General features: G+C 44.1%; 15 protein-coding genes. All 15 read right to left on the bottom strand.

What is annotated here, in order from left to right; genetic code table 11:
- Positions 1–9: 9 nt before the first annotated feature.
- On the bottom strand, positions 10–1,257 hold the full coding sequence (locus ADJ77_RS10135; RefSeq protein WP_050696373.1) for a DUF1015 domain-containing protein: 1,248 nt from the start codon (positions 1,255–1,257) through the stop codon (positions 10–12).
- 86 nt (positions 1,258–1,343) lie between these two features.
- Positions 1,344–2,261: an NAD(P)-dependent oxidoreductase gene (locus ADJ77_RS10140; RefSeq protein ID WP_025078179.1), complete on the bottom strand. Its 918-nt coding sequence runs from the start codon at positions 2,259–2,261 to the stop codon at positions 1,344–1,346.
- 89 nt (positions 2,262–2,350) lie between these two features.
- Positions 2,351–3,421, bottom strand: coding sequence for a 3-phosphoserine/phosphohydroxythreonine transaminase (serC, locus tag ADJ77_RS10145; protein ID WP_025078178.1), 1,071 nt, complete (start codon positions 3,419–3,421; stop codon positions 2,351–2,353).
- Between the two features lie 209 nt (positions 3,422–3,630).
- Positions 3,631–4,944 carry a DEAD/DEAH box helicase gene (locus tag ADJ77_RS10150; RefSeq protein WP_025078177.1) on the bottom strand — a complete coding sequence of 438 codons (1,314 nt, stop codon included), beginning with the start codon at positions 4,942–4,944 and terminating at the stop codon, positions 3,631–3,633.
- 2 nt (positions 4,945–4,946) lie between these two features.
- On the bottom strand, positions 4,947–6,152 hold the full coding sequence (locus ADJ77_RS10155; RefSeq protein WP_025078176.1) for a tetratricopeptide repeat protein: 1,206 nt from the start codon (positions 6,150–6,152) through the stop codon (positions 4,947–4,949).
- Positions 6,149–7,261: a tetratricopeptide repeat protein gene (locus ADJ77_RS10160; RefSeq protein ID WP_025078175.1), complete on the bottom strand. Its 1,113-nt coding sequence runs from the start codon at positions 7,259–7,261 to the stop codon at positions 6,149–6,151. Before ADJ77_RS10160 ends, ADJ77_RS10155 begins: the two co-directional genes overlap by 4 nt.
- An 85-nt stretch (positions 7,262–7,346) precedes the next feature.
- Complete coding sequence (locus ADJ77_RS10165) at positions 7,347–8,609, bottom strand: tetratricopeptide repeat protein (protein ID WP_025078174.1); 1,263 nt, start codon at positions 8,607–8,609, stop codon at positions 7,347–7,349.
- Between the two features lie 172 nt (positions 8,610–8,781).
- Entirely contained in the window at positions 8,782–11,388 is a 2,607-nt protein-coding gene (gyrA, locus tag ADJ77_RS10170) for a DNA gyrase subunit A (protein ID WP_050696374.1), read from the bottom strand.
- A gap of 820 nt (positions 11,389–12,208) precedes the next feature.
- The gene (locus ADJ77_RS10175; protein WP_025078173.1) at positions 12,209–12,718 is read right to left on the bottom strand and encodes a hypothetical protein; all 510 of its coding nucleotides are present in this window, start codon (positions 12,716–12,718) and stop codon (positions 12,209–12,211) included.
- Complete coding sequence (locus ADJ77_RS10180) at positions 12,718–14,688, bottom strand: NAD(+) synthase (RefSeq protein ID WP_025078172.1); 1,971 nt, start codon at positions 14,686–14,688, stop codon at positions 12,718–12,720. Before ADJ77_RS10180 ends, ADJ77_RS10175 begins: the two co-directional genes overlap by 1 nt.
- 14 nt (positions 14,689–14,702) lie before the next feature.
- Complete coding sequence (locus ADJ77_RS10185; RefSeq protein WP_025078171.1) at positions 14,703–15,923, bottom strand: DUF2027 domain-containing protein; 1,221 nt, start codon at positions 15,921–15,923, stop codon at positions 14,703–14,705.
- A gap of 149 nt (positions 15,924–16,072) precedes the next feature.
- Complete coding sequence (locus ADJ77_RS10190) at positions 16,073–17,347, bottom strand: S-adenosylmethionine:tRNA ribosyltransferase-isomerase (protein ID WP_025078170.1); 1,275 nt, start codon at positions 17,345–17,347, stop codon at positions 16,073–16,075.
- 9 nt (positions 17,348–17,356) lie between these two features.
- Positions 17,357–18,052, bottom strand: a complete 696-nt coding sequence (locus ADJ77_RS10195; RefSeq protein WP_025078169.1) for a phosphatase PAP2 family protein — start codon at positions 18,050–18,052, stop codon at positions 17,357–17,359.
- A 42-nt stretch (positions 18,053–18,094) separates the two neighbouring features.
- Complete coding sequence (locus ADJ77_RS10200) at positions 18,095–20,656, bottom strand: BatD family protein (RefSeq protein WP_025078168.1); 2,562 nt, start codon at positions 20,654–20,656, stop codon at positions 18,095–18,097.
- Positions 20,657–20,666: 10 nt separating this feature from the next.
- Positions 20,667–21,347, bottom strand: a complete 681-nt coding sequence (locus ADJ77_RS10205) for a tetratricopeptide repeat protein (protein WP_025078167.1) — start codon at positions 21,345–21,347, stop codon at positions 20,667–20,669.
- Between the last annotated feature and the right edge of the window lie 4 nt (positions 21,348–21,351).

Below are 21,351 nucleotides of genomic sequence, written 5' to 3' on the forward strand. Positions count from 1 at the left end.
AATCTTGTATCAATCCAGCTTATGGATTACAAGACCAGAACGTAGTTTAGGCTCAAACCATGTTGCCTTAGGTGGCATAATCTTACCACTATCAGCAATGTCCATAATCTGCTGCATAGATACAGGATAGAGTGCTAATGCCCAACGCATCTCACCACTGTCAACACGACGCTTCAACTCTCCAAGACCACGCAGACCACCAACGAAGTCAATGCGCTTGTCAGAACGGAGATCCTTTATACCCATCAGTTCGTCCAGAATCAGTCGGCTTGAGATGTCAACATCAAGAACACCAATCGGATCATTATCATCGTATGTTCCAGGCTTAGCAACCAGGCTATACCAGTTGCCATCAAGATACATTGAGAATTCATGCAGCTTCGTTGGACGATATTCATTCTGACCTTTCAACTCAACAGTGAAGTTCTTCTCCAAAGCCTTCAAGAACTCTGCAACTTCCATGCCATTTAAGTCCTTAACAACACGGTTATAGTCGAGAATCGTCAATTGACTTGCCTGGAAACATACTGCCATGAAGTAATTATACTCCTCATCACCCTTGTGGTTTGGATTGTTCTTGGCTTTCTCAGCACCTACCAGAGCAGCCGCAGCAGAACGATGGTGACCATCAGCAATGTAAAGGCTTGGCATCTTCTTGAATTCTTCAGTCACAGTCTTGATGTCAGCTTCATCTGTGATAACCCAGAACTGATGTCTGAATCCATCATCAGGTGCTACAAAGTCATATTCTGGCTTAGTTGCGGCATAACGTGTCAGCAACGTATCCAGCACCTTGTTGTCTGGATAAGCAAAGAATACTGGCTCAACATTGGCATTGCAGATGCGCACATGCTTCATGCGATCCTCTTCCTTATCTCTACGTGTCAGTTCATGCTTCTTGATATTACCCTTCAAATAGTCATCAACATAAGCTCCAACAACAAGACCATACTGCGTCTTACCGTTCATCGTCTGCGCATAGATATAGTAATGCTCTTTATCATCCTGTACTAACCACCCCTTGTCCTGGAACATCTGGAACTGCTCAACAGCACTGTTGTATGCTCTTGGGTCATATTCACTTGTACCAACTTCAAAGTTGATTTCCGGCTTGATAATATGATATAAACTCTTTTCATTATCACCAGCCTCAACACGAGCCTCTTCAGAATCCAAGACATCGTATGGACGACTGGCAACAGATTCAACTAAGTCCTTCGGAGGGCGGATACCTTTAAAAGGTTTGATTACAGCCATAGTGTATATTTTTAAAATCAGAAAAGGGCTGACTGCCACAATCTCTCATTGAAGATTAAGTCAATCAACCCTAATGTACTAATAATTTATTTATTTACCTGGAATGTTGTATCACCAGTTGCAAAGAAAGCATTAATCTGCTTTGCAGCTGCTATACCAGCATTTGTATTGGCTTCAGCAGTCTGAGCACCCATCTTCTTCGGTGTGGAGAAGTAGCGACCTTCAAACTTCTTGAACTCCTCATCAGCATCAGGCTTGATGTCGGTAACGAACTTCAAGTCCTCACGCTCAGCCATCAACTTCAACAATTCTTCCTCATTGATAACCTCCTTACGAGCTGTATTCACGAGAATAGCCTTCTTTGGAAGCTGATTAACCACACGGTAATCAATACTCTTTACTGTCTGTGGGGTTGCCGGGATGTGAAGTGACAGCACATCACAACTCTGGAACAACTCATCCTGCGTCTTGCAAGCATGAACGCCAGCAGCCTCGATAGCTTCCGCCGGGCAGAATGCATCGTACGCATATACTTCCATGCCAAAGCCCTTTGCGATGCGTGCAACATTTCTACCAACATTTCCAAAAGCAAGAATACCAAGTTTCTTACCCATCAATTCCGTACCAGCCTTGCCATTATAGAAATTACGTACTGCATATACCAACATACCGAATACAAGTTCAGCAACGGCATTGGAGTTCTGACCAGGAGTATTTTCTACAACAACGTTCTTTCCCTTTGCATAGGCTGTGTCGATAGAGTCGTAACCAGCACCTGCACGAACAACAATCTTCAACTGTTTGGCAGCATCAAGTACTTCAGGTGTAACCTTATCAGAGCGTACTATCATTGCATCGGCGTCTTTCACAGCCTCAAGCAATTCGGCAGTTTCTGTGTATTTCTCAAGCAGAACGACTTCATGTCCTGCACCTTTAAGTTCTGTCGTAATACCTTGCACAGCAGCTGGTGCAAATGGTTTTTCAGTTGCAATTAAAACCTTCATAGCCTTAATGTTTTGGTTAGATATAGTAAAGTTATCGTTTAGACTTAGCAATGGTATGATTATCACTGCCAAGTCTAATCATTGTTAATTTAATGCTTAGCTTCGAATTCCTTCATTGTTTCAACAAGAGCCTTGCAGCCTTCAACTGTCATTGCATTGTAGCAGCTTGCACGGAAACCACCAACGTCACGGTGACCCTTGATACCAACCATACCTCTTTCTGTAGCAAACTTAAAGAACTCATCCTGAAGTTCAGCATACTCATCGTTGAGAACGAAGCAGATATTCATGTAAGAACGATCCTCCTCACACTTAACTGTACCACGGAACAACTTATTGCGATCAATTTCACCATAAACAATATCAGCACGTTCCTTAGCAAGTTTCTCCATTGCTACTACGCCGCCATTAGCCTTGATCCAACGAAGATTCTCCAAAGCTGTGTAGACTGGCACTACAGGAGGAGTATTGAACATAGAACCCTTCTTGATATGTGTACGATAATCCAGCATTGTTGGGATTTCACGCTGTACACGACCAAGGACTTCATCCTTAATGATGATGAATGTAACACCTGCCATAGAGAGGTTCTTCTGTGCACCACCATAGATACAGTCGTACTTAGAGACATCTACCGGGCGGCTGAAGATATCTGAAGACATATCAGCAATCATACGAACTGGTACGTCCAAGTCTTTGTGGTACTCTGTACCATAAATTGTGTTATTGGTAGTTATGTGCAAGTAATCCAAATCTGTAGGAACGTCGAAGTTCTTTGGAAGATATGTATAGTTTTCATCTGCTGATGAAGCAACCTCAACAACTTCTCCAAACAACTTAGCTTCCTTTATTGCCTTCTTTGCCCAAACACCAGTATTCAAATAACCAGCCTTCTTTACCAAGAAGTTGAAAGGAATCATGCAGAACTCAAGTGATGCACCACCACCCAAGAAAAGCACAGAATAGCCTTCAGGAACATTTAACACTTCCTTTACCAAAGCCATTGCTTCATCCATAACCGGTTGGAAATCCTTTGAACGGTGGCTGATTTCTGCAATTGAGAGACCAATCCCGTTAAAATCTAAAATCGCACTTGCTGTTTTTTCGATTACTTCGCGTGGAAGGATACATGGTCCAGCACCAAAATTGTACTTTTTCATCTGATTGTTTAGTTTAAGTTCGACTTATGTTTTATAGTAATTATCAGTATTAAATGCTGTTAGATCTTTCTATGGTCTACGGTGCGAAGATACACTTTTATTTTTATACCTCCAAATAAAATCACATAATTTTTACATGACAAAAACAAGCAATTTCTATACATGTGAACGGACACAACAAGGTAAGGGGTGACACTTTGTCTATAGTGTCACCTAACCTCTTCCACAACGGTACGAATACCCTTGATTTTTTCGCCTTTAGTCAGTGAAATTATTTCTTTTATCTTTGTGCGTGATACCGCAACATAAGTAAAACGGTCCTTGACATCAATCTTTCCAATCTCGGAGGACTTCAACCCACCCTTTTTACAAAGGAAACCAACGATGTCCATTTTGGAAATCTTATCTTTCTTTCCCTTGCCAATATATATTGTTGCCATACGAGGCTGCGCAGGCTTCGGCAAAGAGGCTGGAATCTGATATTCTTCGTGTTCATTGCTGACATATTCCGGCAGGTATTCTCCAGGACCAAGTACAAAGAATGTTCTTCCCTCCTTGTCCCATCGTGCTGTACGCCCTACCCTATGCACATAGCTGTCTTCTGTTTCAGGCAGATGGTAGTGAATGATGTTGTCAACATCAGGAATATCCAATCCACGTGAAGCCAGGTCGGTACTGACGAGTATCGGTGCTGAGCCGTTTGAGAAGCGATAAAGGGCAGCCTCACGCTCACGCTGTTCCAAACCACCATGGAACCAACTAAGAGCAAAGCCATTCTCTTTCAAGAACAAGGCTGTACGCTCTACAGAATCACGATAATTCAAGAACACGATACTGCTCTTGTCACCCAAAGAGAGTAAAAGGTTCTTCAGCACTTCAAGTTTGTCCTTTTCCGGACTTATAACCGTATAGAGACGGATGCGGTCGGGAATGTTCTCTTCATCTGTACGGTAATCCAAATGAACGGTTCTACCCATAGATACAAAATTCGGAATAGACTCCGATTCTGTAGCCGACAGCAGGATTCTTCTTTCTATATTAGGCAGTTTACAGAGAACACTCATCATTTCATCTTGAAAACCAAATTCCAGACACTTGTCGAACTCATCTATCACAAGCCACTTGACCGTTTCTGCATTGACATTCGACTTATCAAGATGATCATTCAAACGACCAGGAGTGGCAAAGACTATCTGTGGCTTTACATCCCGAAGTACACGATGCTCTTCCATTGTAGGACGACCACCATACAGTGGCATGGAACGTAAGCCACTACCCATATCCTTGAGAACATTGGCAGACTGCAGTGCCAGCTCACGTCCAGGCACCAATACAACTGCCTGCAAATCATCAGAGGAAGCATCCAACCGTTGTATCAGCGGCAGAAGGTAAGCATAGGTCTTACCCGAGCCTGTCGGCGACATCACTACAACATCTTTACCTGTATGCAGCACAGCATCAGCCGTAGCCTCCTGCATAGCATTGAGTGTTATGCCAAGTTTATCAAGAACATCATTACGCATATTTACTTTTCCTTTCTTATCCTGTCAATTTCATCAAACTCCTTGCCCATATTCAAATTGAGATAAATAGTGTACAAAGGAGCTAACCATTTACTCTTAGCTTCTGGCGCAAGCTCTCTGTACTTCTCCATATAAGGCTTGGAACGCTGATACAATGTGATTATCTTTTCCCTATTTGAGCGGTACTTCTGCCTGTCCTTGTTTAGTTCTATCGCCTGATTGAAATAAGCAAGACCAATATTATAATAGGCATCCGCAAAAGAATCATTCTCTTTAATCAACTGAGTACAAAGCTGGATACATTCACCATATCTGCCAAGATTCAATAAAGCAGTGCTTTTGGCAAAACGAAACAAAAGACTCGTTGAGTCAGCTTTCAAGGCTCGCTCTGTTATCCCCAATGCTTTCTCATGTTCACTCTTCCTGGCGTAATACTCCACCAGACGGGGAAAGAAGAAAGCAAAATTCGGGTATTGCTCAAAGCCTGCCTGCAACGATTTCACATACATTGCAGTATCTTTCTTCACCAGATAAGCCTCTGCTTCATACTGTCTTACAAAATTAAGCATTGACGTATCACGCTCTGCCAAATCCTTGAAGCGCATAATTCTATCAGCATCGCTGAGCTTATATCCACAGAACATTGCCCAATAAGCCGCATGCGGAATCAGGGCATCGTGCTGCATATAATCATACCCTGTGAAGAGAGGATAACTGACCGACTGCAGGTAATCGCTATAATAATCAAAAGCTGTCTGATAGTCTTTTCTATGAACAAAATATGCACCGCCATTGAAAAGATTGGGGCGTATTGAATTCAGAAAAGCTGCATGCTTGACTCTATACTTTGGACGTACCCTACCCTTCGCATCCGGCTGGGCTTCGAGTGAATCAAAACGTGACATCGTATCACACAGTCTTCTTGTAACCGAAAAGAAAGCAGCCGTATCATACTTCTGCTTTAGATATAGTTTTTCGTTTCCCTGCTCATACTGCTTTACCAACGCATCGCAGAGTAGAAGCCATATCTTGCTGTTCTTCCTGGATACAGAGTCCACAAGCAGCCCACGGAGCGTATTCTCTGCCCTCGCAAGCTCTTTCCCCGCCTTAATCTGATCACGCACAGCCTGTAACTGCTTCTTCTGCGCAAAGCCAGAGAGAGAGGACAGCAGACAAATGCAGATTAAAAAAAACTTTATAGACTTCACTTTTTAAATTCTGTTACAAGAGGTTCAAGTTCTTCAGCCTTTACTTTGTCATTCAATATCGTGTAATCCAAATAGAGAGGACCTACCCAATCGACCCTGTTTCTACGTGGATCCCTTGCCCTCACACGTTCCAGATAAGTACGCGCTTCAGCAAAATACCTCATATATTCATCGTCAGATACGGTTTCCTTATTCTTTCTACGTGCAGCAACAGCATCACGTGCAGCCATTCCCAAGGTATTCAAACACACACCAATGTTATAGGCGACAGGAATGCTGCTCGGGTCAATCTCGTCAGCCTGCTTATAGGCATCAATAGCTTCTTCCCATCTCTCTGCGTGCATAGCTATTTCTCCCTTCAATATCCATGGCACTGTGGAATTTGTGTTTTCTTCCAGTATTCTATCTATAAAATCCTCGATATTGAACTTACGTGTAGGATTCTGATAGAATTTCATAATCCACGAGAAGTAAGTCTCATTCGTAGGGTCAGTGCGGTAAAGTCGTTGTATCACTGACAGATAGCGTAATGAATCCTCCTCATTCACCATCTTACCATACATACACTGAGCCTTGATTTCAGCTGCTGCCTGTGCCGATTCATCATACCGCATTGCTATATCAGCATATTCATCGGCTTTCTGCAAGTCACGTGCTTTCAAGTAATAATAAGCAATATAGTAAGCTGCTACACCCGACTCGTCTACATTATCTTTCACCAGCGATGATTTACGGGCTTTCAGATACAGTTTCAAGGCATCCAGCCCTTCTTGTCTCGTATAATTTCCTTTACTGAAATATTTACCCGCATCTATCAGCATCGGGTGCAGAAACGCAAGACGTTTCCTGTTTTCCTCCTCAAATTTAAGATTAACTTTTCCCTTTCGGTTAGGCATTCTGTCAAACTCATCACATTTCAATGAATACTCCACTCCATCAACAACAGATTTGAAGATGGCTACAGAGTCCCTATCCGAACGTTTCTCTACACGGGTAAAAGCCTCTTTGGCAAGGCGGTCAAAAGATTCAGCCTGCTTATGTACATCCTGTGCCTCAGCAACATCCCAACTTATGAAAGCTGAAATAACCAGTATCAGTAATCGTTTCATCAACAACAATTTAGTAAAACAAAATCCCCCCTTATATGACTTGACTAAAGACATTGTCATACAAGAGGGGCTATATTAAGAAGATTTACTGCTGAATACCAGCATCTGCTGCTGCAGCAAGTGTCTCAGGAGCCTGTACACCCTTTACGAAATAGTAGCATCCGTAAAGAGGATAAGCCCATGCTGCCTTCTGCTCTTTCATAACATCAAGACCCTTTGCTGTCTCAAGGTAAGAAATAGCCTTGTTATAAACATCGTTGAACTGTGCACGCGCAGCTGGTGACAACACACCCTTTACAGCTGCCACACGCTCCTGCGCCTTGTAGAACCAGCACTGACCGATTGAGGCATTGATAGCAATCTTTGCATTGTCATCCTTTGCCAGAGCCAAAGCCTTTGAAAGGTAATCAGCAGCTTTCTCATACTCCTTCTTCTGGCTTGCAAACTGACCGAGCATTACCAATGCTCCATAGCTGTTAGGATTCTTTGCCAAGGCTGCATTTACAATTTCCTCAGCCTTGTCCTGCATACCAAGTGAGCTGTAGATTGAAGTCAGCGTGGTCAGCACGGCGTCATTCTCCGGATCCTGTGCATAAATACCTGCAAGTTTCTCAGCATAGCTTACAGAGTCCTGGCGAGTCTTGAGCTGTGCACCCAGAATAGCCAGCTGCAACTGCTGAGCATCCTTTGCACGTTCCTTACTCTTCATTGCGTATGAAACGTACTTTTCAGCCTTCTGATACTCCTTGTTCTGATAAGCATAGTAAGTTGCGAAATAAGCAATCTCATTCAGGTTATCATCCTTGGACTTGTCAAACTTAGCAAACATCGGATCGTCAGCAGAATCAACATAACGAGAAAGATACTTGTAGGCATTGGCATCATCCTTGGCACCCTGGTAGAAGATACCGCCGTTGATGAGCTGTCCACGAAGTGGATAAAGCTGGTCAGCAAGACCTGTGTACTTTGGCTTAATCTTACCCTTGGCGTTAGGCATGTTGTCATACTTGACAATCTCTGCAGCAGCATCGAAAGCCTGACCTACAGCCTCATAGAGACCTTTCTCGTCCACAGGCTTATTGCCATCCTTACCCATCTGCTGGTTTGTCTGGTTCTCAAGCTGGACACCCTGCTCTGCGCTTACCTTCTTCATAGCAAGTTGATAGAGCTTGTCGTAAGCCTTTGCCTTTTCAGCATTGTCAGTAAGCTGTGCGAGGTTTGCCTTCAGGAGGTCTGCTGCCTCAGCATAGGTCTGCGCCTTCAGGATTGCCTTCAGTGGCTCGCTGTCGCCAGCGAATGCAGCAGATGTACTTAGTAACATCAATGCTGCGATCATTAACTTTTTCATTTCAGTTATCATTTTAAAAGGTTTGAATTCTTTTCTCTTTATTGATGAGTGGAAATTATGGAGTCTGGGAAGTCAAGCCAAAAACTGCCCGTATATGTGAATAAAGTCATACCTTCACTCCCTGACTTCTGAAACTTCATATCTTCCTTAGACTTAAAATGCCCGCAAAAGATTAATCGAAATCTGCCGGAGCCGTATCAGAATCCTTATCAGCATCGTCAACGGATTCCTCCGTTACTGCGGTTCTGTCGTTCTTGATTTCCCCATTCGTCTTTGCCCACTGCTCACGGCTTTCTTCCTCAACCTGCGACTCCATTTCAGAGCTCATCACCTTGCAGACAGATGCAATGACATCATTCTTCTTGGCGAGGTTAATCAGTCGGACACCCTGTGTTGCACGCCCCATGACACGGCACTCGGCAACGGACATACGAATGACGATACCACTCTTATTGATAATCATCAGGTCGTTCTCATCGGTAACGTTCTTGATGGCAACGAGCTTACCCGTCTTGTCCGTAACATTCAGTGTCTTTACACCCTTTCCGCCACGGTTGGTCAATCGGTAATCCTCAACCTGTGAGCGTTTGCCATAGCCTTCTTCCGACACGACCATAACCGTCTCATTGACAGGGTCGTTGACAACAATCATTCCGATAACCTCATCCTGACCATCATCGTCCAGACGCATACCACGTACACCTGTTGAGACACGTCCCATTGTACGGATATTTGACTCGTCAAAGCGGCATGCACGACCATTGCGGTCAGCAATAATCAGCTCGTTCTTGCCATTCGTCAGACGAACGTCTACAACCTCATCGCCTTCATTGATATTGATGGCTATCACACCGTTTGTACGAGGACGTGAGTAGGCACGGAGGGAAGTCTTCTTAACGATACCCTGCTTTGTAGCAAACACCACGTAGTGCGAATCGAGGAACTCATCATTGTCAAGACCACGGATGCGCAGGAAAGCATTTACAGAGTCGCCCGGCTCAAGTGAGAGCATATTCTGGATGGCACGTCCCTTTGAGTTCTTATCCCCCTCCGGGATGTCATAACACTTCATCCAGTAGCAACGTCCCTTACGGGTGAAGAACAGCATCGTCTGGTGCATTGTAGCCGGATAGATATATTCGGTGAAGTCCTTTTCACGTGTGCGGGCTCCCTTAGAACCGACACCACCGCGAGCCTGCTCCTTGAAGTCAGTAAGCGGGGTACGCTTGATGTAGCCAAGGTGGCTGATGGTAATGACAACAGGGTCATTAGGATAGAAGTCCTCAGCATTGAACTCATGCTCATCGGGGATAATCTCGGTACGGCGGTCATCGCCATACTTCTCCTTAACCTCCTGCAGTTCTTCCTTCATAACCTCCTTGCAACGTTCTGGATTATTGAGAATCTCCTGCAGGTCCTTGATTGTCTGCATAAGTTCCTCAAACTCCTGATGCAACTGATCGAGGCGCAGACCTGTAAGCTGTGACAGGCGCATATCAACGATAGCCTTTGACTGAAGCTCATCGAAATCAAAACGCTTCTCGAGATTCTTCTGAGCCTCTGAAGGAGTCTTGCTGGCACGGATGATACGTACAACCTCGTCGATATTGTCACAAGCCTTAATCAATGCCTCTAAGATGTGTGCACGTTCCTGCGCTTTCTTCAAGTCAAACTGAGCACGGCGAATCGTTACATCATGGCGATGCTCAACGAAGTACTTGATGCACTCACGAAGGCTCAACAGCCGTGGACGACCAGCAACCAATGCGATACAGTTTACAGAGAACGAGCTCTGCAATGCTGTCATCTTGAAGAGCTTGTTCAAAATGACATTCGCATTCGCATCACGCTTCACATCAACGACGATGCGCATACCCTGACGGCCAGTCTCGTCATTCACATTTGAGATACCCTCAAGTTTGCCTTCCTTTACAAGGTCGGCAATATATTCGATAAGCTGCTGCTTGTTGACACCATATGGAATTTCCGTCACGACAATCTTGTCATGGCTCTCATCGCTCTCAATCTCAGCCTTGGCACGCATAACAACACGACCACGACCAGTCTCGTAAGCATCCTTGACACCCTGAAGCCCATAAATATAAGCACCTGTAGGGAAGTCCGGAGCAGGAATAAACTCCATCAATCCGTCGGTAGAGATCTCCGGATTATCGATATAAGCACAGCAACCATCAATAACCTCACCGAGGTTGTGCGTAGGAATATTCGTTGCCATACCCACGGCGATACCGTTACCACCATTCACGAGTAGGTTAGGAATCTTCGTAGGCATCACGGCTGGTTCACGCAGCGTATCGTCGAAGTTGTTGACCATGTCAACCGTGTCCTTCTCGATATCATCCATGACGTGCTCACCCATCTTTGAGAGGCGGCACTCCGTGTAACGCATCGCAGCAGCAGAGTCACCATCGACAGAACCAAAGTTTCCCTGCCCGTCAACCAGCTTGTAGCGCATATTCCACTCCTGTCCCATACGCACGAGCGCACCGTAGACTGAAGAGTCACCATGTGGGTGATACTTACCGAGTACCTCACCGACGACGCGGGCGCACTTCTTGTAAGGCTGGTTGCTAAAGTTACCGATACCGCGCATACCGAAGAGGATACGGCGGTGAACAGGCTTGAAACCGTCACGGACATCTGGGAGGGCACGTGCCACAATCACCGACATGGAATAGTCGATGTAGGAGCTTTTCATCTCCTCCTCGATGTTGATCTTCATAATTCTGTCTTGATCAATTGTCTGATTTTCGTCCATTATATATTTTTTCTGTTATAAAATTCTATCATGCTAACAAGCCCCTCCCCATAAGGCTAAAATTGCCCACAATAGCCTTTATTTCTCCTCTGAGCCGTTTTCATTCTTTTTCAAGGTGTAAAGATACGAACATTTTTCCATACCACAAAGGGCTTAAAGCGAAAAAAAATGTCAATGACAAATTATTGCTTATACCACAACTTCGGATATATGAAAAATATAAACTTACCAACACCGTAGCTCCCGTACTTTTTGCAAAACATTTCAACATACATTCTGCCTTTACTTGACTTTCCATAAAATCACAATCACACGAATCACAAATCACATTAAGACTTATTCCACTATTTTAAAAAAGCACGTTAATAAAAGAATACATTATATATTATTATTTATTAATAAGGTATTATATTATATGGATTCTCTTTTCTTTGCATTGGAATTCCTTATTATGATTTTGTGATTTATGATTTGTGTGATAACAGAGCCTTATAAGATGTTTTTTCAGCCTATCTACTCACCAGTCAAAGCATATCTGAACATAGTACAGATATGGCTTTTAGCAGGCTTAGAAAGGGCTTCTACGCATAGGAAAGACAAATGATGACAGTAGTGTTCTCAGCGTAGGGAAGGGCTGCCAATAATAACGTAACATGCTTATGAGCAACGGATTACAACCGACAAAACGTTTTTTAACACACCCCTTTCTTGCAATCTTGAAGATTAATGATTATCTTTGCATTGTCAAAATGAAAGACCGCGGAAGAAATGAAAAACAACACAAACCGTCATCAGCTGTGAAGCTAAAAAAGACACGTCATCAGCTGTGAAGCTCCAAGACATACATATCTGCCCACACCGTCACATCAGCAATAACAGAACTGCCCTCACGCTGGAAACGAAGAACATTGTTCGCTGGCCTGACTTGCTGCAACTGATAGCCATGCGACTGAAGACCAGACACAAAAGCACGATAATACCCCTTATTCCAGAAGACAATCTGCAACGTCCCTCCCCTATCGTCAATGATGGCAAGGCTTGAATTATCCTTCTTGGCAAAGAGCCGATAAAAAGGCTGTTTTGACTGGTCAAAATCCGTATTAGGACTGACATGCCATCCCCATAGCTGACGAGAGCCATCAACCACAAACTCTGTCGGTATCCGCCTAAGCCCATACTTACTGAAAAGACAAGGCGCAACAGCCCGCTTCCCCTTCTGAACCTGATACTGCAGGAGTTCGAGCACAGGCATCTGAAGCAAAGGCAGATTCCCCTGCGCACGAAGACACAGAGGAATCGACAGAAGTACTGAAAATATGATTTTCCGCATTATGACAGTTCTTCCAACTCATTGAGCCAGTTGGTCGACATCGCATCTGAAGGCATACGCCAGTCGCCACGTGGAGAGAGGCTCACGCTGCCCACCTTCGGACCGTCAGGCAGGCACGAACGCTTGAACTGCTGCGAGAAGAACCTGCGGAAGAAGAGGCGCATCCAATGAAGAATAACTCCGTCGGCATAGACACCACGGAAAGCATTTTGTGCCATCCAATAGATTTTCGATGGGCGGAAACCGCAACGCAGGACATAATAGAGGAAGAAGTCGTGGAGCTCGTATGGACCGACAAGGTCTTCCGTCTTCTGGGCAATATCCCCCTTGTCGTCAGCAGGCTTCAGTTCTGGCGAGATAGGTGTCTCCACGATGTCGTTCAACGTCTGGCGTACCGTTTCATCTTCAGCAGTCTCGGCAGCATAGCTTACAAGATACTGTATAAGCGTTTTCGGAACACTGGCATTCACGGCATACATGCTCATGTGGTCACCGTTATAGGTACACCAGCCCAGCGCAAGCTCGCTGAGGTCGCCCGTACCGATGACAAGTCCGCCCAGCTGATTACTCAGATCCATCAGGATCTGCGTGCGTTCACGAGCCTGTGCATTCTCATACGTAGCGTCATGTACACTCGCATCGTGACCTATATCCTTGAAATGCTGCAATACGGAAGCCGTAATATCAATTTCACGGATTGTCACTCCAAGATTCTCCATGAGTGTCATGGCATTCTTATAGGTACGGTCAGTGGTGCCGAACCCTGGCATGGTGACACCTACAATGCCCTTACGGTCGAGTCCCAGCTTGTCAAAAGTCTTGGTCACAACGAGCAGGGCAAGTGTGGAGTCAAGTCCACCGCTGATACCGATAATAGCAGTCTTACAGTTGGTATGAACAAGTCTTTTAGCCAATCCGCTGACCTGTATATTGAAGATTTCATCACAGGCATCCTGCATGTTCTCCGTCTTGGGAATGAATGGATGCTGGTCGAAATGGCGTGTCAGCGTGAACTCACGCATAAGATTGAGTGGCAGCAGACAATCTACCCTTATACCCAACTCGCCAATCTGCCCCGTAATACCTGCCAGTCCTGCAGCAACAGGACGCTGTGCATTGACAAAGGTACTGTTTGTCCGACGTTCGCCACGTAATCTTTCCACATCAATTTCTGAAATAACCAGCTGTGGGTCAAGCTGGAAACGCTCCGACTGTTCTATCAGTGAGCCGTTCTCAAATATCAGCGCATTACCTCCATAGACAACATCCTGCGTACTCTCGCCAAAACCACTGCTGCTGTAGACGTATCCGCTGATAGTGCGTGCGCTCTGCTGGGCAATGAGTGACTTCAGATAGGCATGCTTGCCGATAAGCTCGTCACTGGTGGAGAGATTGAAGATAATCTCAGCACCAGCCAGCGCAAGATGATTGCTTGGCGGTGTAGGCGCCCATACATCCTCGCAGATTTCAATGGCAAACTTTGCTCCCTGTGACGTGCGGAAAATCTGCATCTCTGGCGTTACGAGAATACGATGACCGGCAAAGTGAATACGCTGAGGGCGCAGGTCCTGTGAGGAAGCAAACCATCGTTTCTCATAGAACTCGCTGTAATTCGGGAGAAATGTCTTGGAGACAATACCCAACAGCTTGCCCTGCTGGATGACCAGCGCACAATTCAGCAGCAATGGTCCGACGGCAACTGGTGCACCGACAATGGCAATAATATCAAGCTGACGGGTGAAATCAAGCAGGGACAAGACCGCCTGCTCGGCATCATCCAACAGCAGTTGTTGTTGGAAGAGGTCCTGACAAGTATAGCCCGTCAGAGAAAGCTCTGGGAAGACGATAATCTCAACGCCCTTGCCTTCGGCAATGGCAATCTGCTTCTCTGTTTCTACAAGATTGAATTTTGTATCTGCTACTTTTACTGCAGGAATAGCTGCAGCAACCTTTATAAGTCCATGTTTCATAAGACTGCGTTTTTTTATTTGATTGTTACCTGTGTGGCTCCATAGCCGTATTCACGGAAAGAAGCATCCTGATAAGGATAATGCTTATACTTGTAGTTCAGCTCATGTATGATGGCATGGCGCAACACACCCTCACCTTTTCCATGAATGAAGATAAGTTTCTTGCCACGATGAGCCTTATATTGCTCCAACGTGCGGCGGAAGACATCCAGTTGATATTCAAGAATATCTGCTGCAGACATGCCAGCAGTCGTTTCAAGAAGTTCATCGGCATGGAGATCAATGATAATCTTATCATCCTTGAGAATCTGCTTTGCAGGCTTCTTGTGTTCTACTTTATAACGTCTGGCAAGTTCGTCTGTCTTCTTGTCAATCTCTTCTTCTGAAAGACGGCTTGGGGAAGAATAGCCCACCTTCAGCTTCTCTGTGGGCTCGTCCTCGTCTTTCCTTGTTAAAGGTTCAAACATCGGGTGTTGAACCATTTTATCTTTCTCAATCAACGTATATATTAACGCTGGCTGTTCAAAGAAGTCGCTCTCATGGAAAGTATTGAGCCTGTAGAACTTCACGGCATCGATGTCCACCTGTATGTCACAAGTGGGCTTGAGCATGAAAGGCTTGTCTTTCTTATAGGCATGAAGCTGGACGCAGCCATGCAGCATTTCGTTGAGGTCGGCAAGCGTGAAATCTTCAATGAGCAGCTTCATATTCGGCTCTAACTCGCCCGCAGCCTTCAAAACCCATTTATCTTCCTGCTTTAAGGCGTATGAGAAATGAACGTAATAATTAGAGTCGTTGACAAGATAAGACTTGAAGCGGGTAGTCGTAAGATTTTTTATATCTGTCGGCGTAAAAGCAAGATAAACCGACAATTCATCACCTCCGACACGCTCTCTGACAGGAGCTTCAAAATTGACGGAAGGATCATCACCGGGGGCTATCTCGGCATCAACATCACGCCAGTTCTCATCCAAACCCTCCTCATCTGCATTTGCAGATGTAAGACGCTGCTTGATACTGCGGTTATCATCTCCTTTCTCCATCTTGCGCTGTTGCTGGTCGATACGCAGCTTCGCACGGTCAGTAGCAGCATCTTCAACAACAACAATCTCGTTGGCAGGTGTCGGAATCTGAAAACCATCCTCATCTTCTACCAACACTATCTTTCCTTTGAAACCGGCAATGACTCCACCGCCGGTATCGCTCAGAAATCTGACTTTATCGCCTATTTTCATCTTTTCTATACTTGAAGTTTATGAGGGAATGCACTATTGTTTTATCAATCAACTGCATTTCCTCCCTAATAAGGAATCGAACCTTGATTCCCAATCATTTTTTTCCAAGATATGAAGTTCAATTCTCCAACACTTAGGAAATAATAATATTATGGAATCAACAACGAAGAATCACCATAGCTAAGGAAACGGAATCCGTGACTAAGTGCATAATCATAAATCTTATGCCAGTTGCCGCCCTTTACAAACGCACTCACCAAAAGCAGCAGCGTGGATTGTGGCTGATGGAAATTAGTTACGAGTGCCTTGATAATCTTGTAGGAATAACCTGGGGCTATGATAATCTGAGTGCTTGAGTGCAGCATTTCAAATCCGTCTTTATCCAGATAGGCAAGCAGATGACGGATAGATTCTTCCGCTGTTATCACTCTTCCATCCACTTCTACCAATCCATCTGCATTATGCGGCAAGTCGTACGGCTCCCACTGATTGACATGAAGGTCTTTCTCTGTACTTTCAGGGTCCAACACAAGTTTGACACCCATGTAATAGAGGCTTTCCAATGTTCTGACACTCGTTGTACCCACAGCAATCGCACGGCAATCATGAGCCAGCAGTTTCTCCAAGGTCTGACGACGAACAACGATAAACTCCGTATGCATACTGTGCCCCTCTATCTCACGGCTCTTCACAGGCTTAAAAGTTCCTGCACCAACATGTAAAGTCAGCTCCTCACGGTCAATCCCATGTTCGTCCAAGGCTTTCAACACCCTATCGGTAAAGTGAAGCCCAGCTGTTGGAGCTGCCACAGAACCTTTGATTTTTGAATAAACCGTCTGATAGGTTTTCTTGTCGCTTTCCTCAGTTGCACGGTTGAGATAAGGAGGAATTGGGAGTTCTCCCACAGCTTCGAGGATTTCAGCAAATGATACGTTCGTATTATCCCACTCAAAGTTAATCCAGTGATTGGTACCGCCAGCCTGCTCCTGCATCTTACTGCGATTCATTGTTGCAGTAAGGGTCAGCCTATTTCCTTTGATTTCAAATGCACGTTTCAAAGTCCCTTCCTTCCACTTCTTGAGGTTGCCGACCATACAAAGCCAAGCACATTCATGATTCGTCTGGAACATGAGTTCATAGTCTGTCGGCTCTGCAGGTTCCATAAGAAACACCTCTATGAGCGCACCTGTTTCCTTACGGAAATGCATACGTGCCTGTATAACTTTCGTGTTATTAAAAACCATCAAAGCTCCCAGTGGCAGGTGCTCGGGAAGATTATAGAATGTGTCCTCCGACACTTCACCATGCTTATAGAGCAACAGCTTGCTTTGGTCGCGCTCAGCCAAAGGAAACTTGGCGATACGCTCATCGGGGAGAGAGTAATTATAATCAGAAATGCAAATATGCTTTGTATCTTTGGACATACTTTTTATTTATATAGATAAGACGGCACGGAAAGCCGCATAAATGAAAGTCAATATAAGTACGCTGATAACCACATCTATGTCAGCGAAACTATATCCCGTTCTCGTGTATCTTGTGGAGATATAGTGCAGTTTGTCGCTGCATCTAATATAGATGCGAAGGTATAAAAAATAAATGAAAACGGCGACTGTTGAACCGAATATCATTCCGAAAAACACATCGGAAGGATAATGAACCCCAAGATAAGGGCGCGTGAAGGAAACCATGAAGCTCCAACCTATCATCAAGACAGAGAAGATGCGGTCACGGACTAATAAGCTGAAAAATACTGCCAGCACAAAGGAATTGGCGGTATGGGATGAGAAAAAGCTGTATCCATCAGCCATATAATGGTTCGTTGCCATGATAAGTCCCTGTAACTCCGGGTTATTCAACGGACGTGGTCGGGCTACAAGCGGCTTGACAACACCAAGGTTAACTCCATTGACTATAAGCAGCCCCAATCCTACAACGCCGACAACAAGCAGAATCTTCTGCCAATTCTCATTGTTTTTGATAACCATGTAAAGTAAAGACGCATAGAGGGCTATCCACGTGTAAGCAGAAGTCAAAGTAAGAACAAAATAATCAACAAAGAGGTTGTCGCTTCCATTGAAAGCGAGCAGAATTGATTTATCAAGTTCTCGTAAAACGTCTAAATTCATCGTTTGATTATTATAATGAGAAACTATTTGTCTGACAAATACTTAAATTGCTTCAATATTCTCTGCCTTAACCCACCCCTGACGACCGTCACTTAACTGTATCTCTGTCCAGTGGCTCATGCTATGATCTGTTATTCTGACCTTAGAACCCTCATGGAGAATAAAGGCTTCTGCTGATTTCTGGTCTGGCGTCTTCCTGACGATAGCAGATGATGACATGATAATACCATGGTCTTCCGAATCCAGCAAGTAAACCTGCTGTATCGCAAAGAATGTATTGATAAGGAAGAAAAAGAAAAAAACGGGTAATACCACCTTCGATAACTTTCGAAGAACATCAATCTCAACAAAAAGATAGCCCAAGAGAGCAACAAGAGAAAGAAACAGACAGGCAAGGCTGAGAAATGCCCACCAATCTGAACTTAAGAAATTTACCAATGTCTTATACCATGTGACAAAGAACATTTCGGATTCTGGGGTCAGATTGTCAATCGTCTTTGATTGTGCCAACTGAAGATTGAAGCGAATATCCTCGTCACTGGGAGCAAGGCGTTGTGCACGCTCGTAGGAAAGAACGGCATGAGGGATTTTGTCAAGACGATAGTAGCTGTTGCCGAGATTATAATACAAAGCAGCAGACTCTCCTTGCTTCAACAACTTTTCATATCCCTTGACAGCCTGCATGTAATTCCCTTTCTGATACAGCTTGTCAACATCAGCCTTTGTCTGTGCAGACAGCTGCAAAGAAAATGCAGACATACAGATAATAAAAAACAGGAGGGAAAATGATTTCTTGGAAGATGTTTTCATACCCTTAATTGTTTCTTCCATATCAGCTATCGCCTTCATTGCAGCATCAAGTGTTCGCTTCATATTACCTTTCTCGTCTCCGGGAGCATAACGTTCAAATTCACATTCATCAATAGCTGAAATATACTTGTCAATCACTTCTATTGGCACATTAATTTTACTAAATTGTTCACTGATGTTATCACGTGACAACTGCTCTACAGGCAGATTCAGCTTATCACTTGCATAGCCCCATAATGTCTGCAGAACCTCATCGTAAAACTCAAGGTTCTTTTTCTTCAGCATCAAGAGTTCAGCTGCATGTAAACGGCTGGAAGCTATACGGTTTGCATTCTTTCCTCGTTTCAGAACCATATCTACATGGTGTGCAAAACGATCACGATAGTAGAAAGAAAGACAACCACCTGCACCCAAAAGTAAAATAAGAATGATATAGTATACTGCAGAACCGAAGAAGAAGTTACCAACCTTATCAAGTGACCTTTCACCAGTCTTCAAAGGTAATATATCTTCATTCGGTAAATCAACAGACAAAATATCTTTTGTCGTTCCGTCACCCCTTGACACTTTCAATTCCATAGGAGTCGTTTGAAGGGTGATATATTTCTTCTGCGATAAATCATAATAGCAGAACTTTACAGGAGGAATGGAAACAAGTCCCTCTTGATGAGGTACTACAACCTGATCAAAAATCATGTTACCCTCTGCGCCCTTCGTCGTTAGCTGAGTCTTGTCAGTTGCCTTGACATCATGCGCTTCAAAACCCTTAGGAAGCTGAATGACAGGCTGCTTAATCAACTTCAGGTTACCAGCTCCGCTGACAACAACACGGATTTTAATAGGGTCACCAGCCTTCACCTCTTTCTTATTTAACTGGGCTGAGAGATTAAAATGCCCTACACCACCAGAGAAGTCTGCCGGTCGTTTAGGCAATGGCAGCACCTTGACTGATAAGCCTGGCGCTACAATATCTTTCTTGAGATTTGTGCTTCCCCCATCAATACCAAAGGCTTCAAACGGATTGAAACTGTTTGATACTTGTACAATGCCGTGGAATGTCAATGGCGGGACTTTCAGGGTTCCCGTCATCTGTGGATACATTACATACTCGCTCCAGGTCACACAATTATATATGCGCTTGCCAATACGCTCTTTGTGGAAAGTCTTTTGTTGTGGCAAGTCAATTTCCTGTACATGAAAACCAGCCAGATCAGGCATCTTACCCATCAGCTGACGCAGATTCTTTGTCGTATAGACTTTATAGGTTAGCAATACCGGTTCTTGTTCATAGACGGTTGTCTTATTGGCAATGACCTTGATAAAAAGGTCCTTAGATGATATTGTTGTAGATGACGCACGAGGATCACCTTGCGAGCCATAACGACCACCATTTGATGAAGTACGAGAATTGTTCGTATTACCAGAAACCATAATCCTGACAGGTGTCGAAGCAAGTTCCTGATCATTTACAATTATATGTGCAGGCCCAATACTTATATTTCCTTTCTTTGTTGCTAAAAAGACATAGGTAAAAGATACAGAAGAAGAGCTGCTCGCATGACCATCAATAAATTGATAATTAGATTGTGAAGAAGTCGCAGGACCAAACACTTTCTCAAGACCACTTGACAATCTACCCAACTGAAATCTACGTACATCCTGTGTATATACAGTGTACTCAACTTGAAACTCCTCACCTACAGTCACATGCTTCGGAGCAGCCACCCGAACACGCTGTGCCTGCAAGACACAAACACTCAACAGCGAAAGTAACAAAATTATATATCGTTTCATATCTTCAATATTACCAGTTTTTATCAAGTTTTCTATCAGAAGGCTGGCGCATCGCCTTGGACAAACGTTCTTGCGTTTCCTTCTCCTGTTGCTTGACGGCATTGAGAAGCTGTTCTGCATTATCTTTGCTCATCCCCTGATTATCTTTCTGCTGATTATTCTTCTGATTATTATCTTTATTCTTATTCTGAGGCTGATTCTTTTTCTTGTCTTTGTCTTTGTCAGGTTTATTCTTACCACCAGACGATTGATTCTGTTGCTGTTTCTTCTGCTGGCGTTTGCACAATTCAAGATTGTATCTTGCATTCCTGTGGTCAGAATTACGACGCAAAGCATTCTTATAGGCTTCTATTGCTTTAGCATAATCTTTTTCATCTTGAAGAATAGTCCCCAGATTGCTATAGCTGCTTGACTTACGGACAGGATTTTTCTCTAACTCTGCAGCTTTCTCATAGAACTTTTTCGCTTCATCATTCTTCTTCTGGGTCTGCAGGCTTCTTCCCAGGTTATAATTGGCTATCGCATTGTTGGCTTCTTTGTCAACAGCCTTGCGATAAAGCACCTCTGCCTGCGCATAGTTCTTTGAGGAGAAAAGTTTATTACCTTCTCTTATAAGCTGGTTAGCTGTCTGTCCTTTGGCAGAAACAAACAGAAGTATCAGGCACATAATGAAATAAAGTCGTTTTACCATATTC

It is taken from the genome of Prevotella fusca JCM 17724 (genome assembly GCF_001262015.1).
Taxonomy (GTDB): Bacteria; Bacteroidota; Bacteroidia; order Bacteroidales; family Bacteroidaceae; genus Prevotella; species Prevotella fusca.

Bases quoted from the DNA above. Each gene is read 5' to 3' on its own strand.
- ADJ77_RS10165 (WP_025078174.1), bottom strand. From the start codon at position 8,609: ATGAAAAAGTTAATGATCGCAGCATTGATGTTACTAAGTACATCTGCT.
- ADJ77_RS10135 (WP_050696373.1), bottom strand. From the start codon at position 1,257: ATGGCTGTAATCAAACCTTTTAAAGGTATCCGCCCTCCGAAGGACTTA.
- ADJ77_RS10190 (WP_025078170.1), bottom strand. From the start codon at position 17,347: ATGTCCAAAGATACAAAGCATATTTGCATTTCTGATTATAATTACTCT.
- ADJ77_RS10185 (WP_025078171.1), bottom strand. From the start codon at position 15,923: ATGAAAATAGGCGATAAAGTCAGATTTCTGAGCGATACCGGCGGTGGA.
- ADJ77_RS10180 (WP_025078172.1), bottom strand. From the start codon at position 14,688: ATGAAACATGGACTTATAAAGGTTGCTGCAGCTATTCCTGCAGTAAAA.
- ADJ77_RS10205 (WP_025078167.1), bottom strand. From the start codon at position 21,347: ATGGTAAAACGACTTTATTTCATTATGTGCCTGATACTTCTGTTTGTT.
- serC (WP_025078178.1), bottom strand. From the start codon at position 3,421: ATGAAAAAGTACAATTTTGGTGCTGGACCATGTATCCTTCCACGCGAA.
- ADJ77_RS10175 (WP_025078173.1), bottom strand. From the start codon at position 12,718: ATGCGGAAAATCATATTTTCAGTACTTCTGTCGATTCCTCTGTGTCTT.
- ADJ77_RS10160 (WP_025078175.1), bottom strand. From the start codon at position 7,261: ATGAAACGATTACTGATACTGGTTATTTCAGCTTTCATAAGTTGGGAT.
- ADJ77_RS10140 (WP_025078179.1), bottom strand. From the start codon at position 2,261: ATGAAGGTTTTAATTGCAACTGAAAAACCATTTGCACCAGCTGCTGTG.
- ADJ77_RS10150 (WP_025078177.1), bottom strand. From the start codon at position 4,944: ATGCGTAATGATGTTCTTGATAAACTTGGCATAACACTCAATGCTATG.
- ADJ77_RS10200 (WP_025078168.1), bottom strand. From the start codon at position 20,656: ATGAAACGATATATAATTTTGTTACTTTCGCTGTTGAGTGTTTGTGTC.
- gyrA (WP_050696374.1), bottom strand. From the start codon at position 11,388: ATGGACGAAAATCAGACAATTGATCAAGACAGAATTATGAAGATCAAC.
- ADJ77_RS10195 (WP_025078169.1), bottom strand. From the start codon at position 18,052: ATGAATTTAGACGTTTTACGAGAACTTGATAAATCAATTCTGCTCGCT.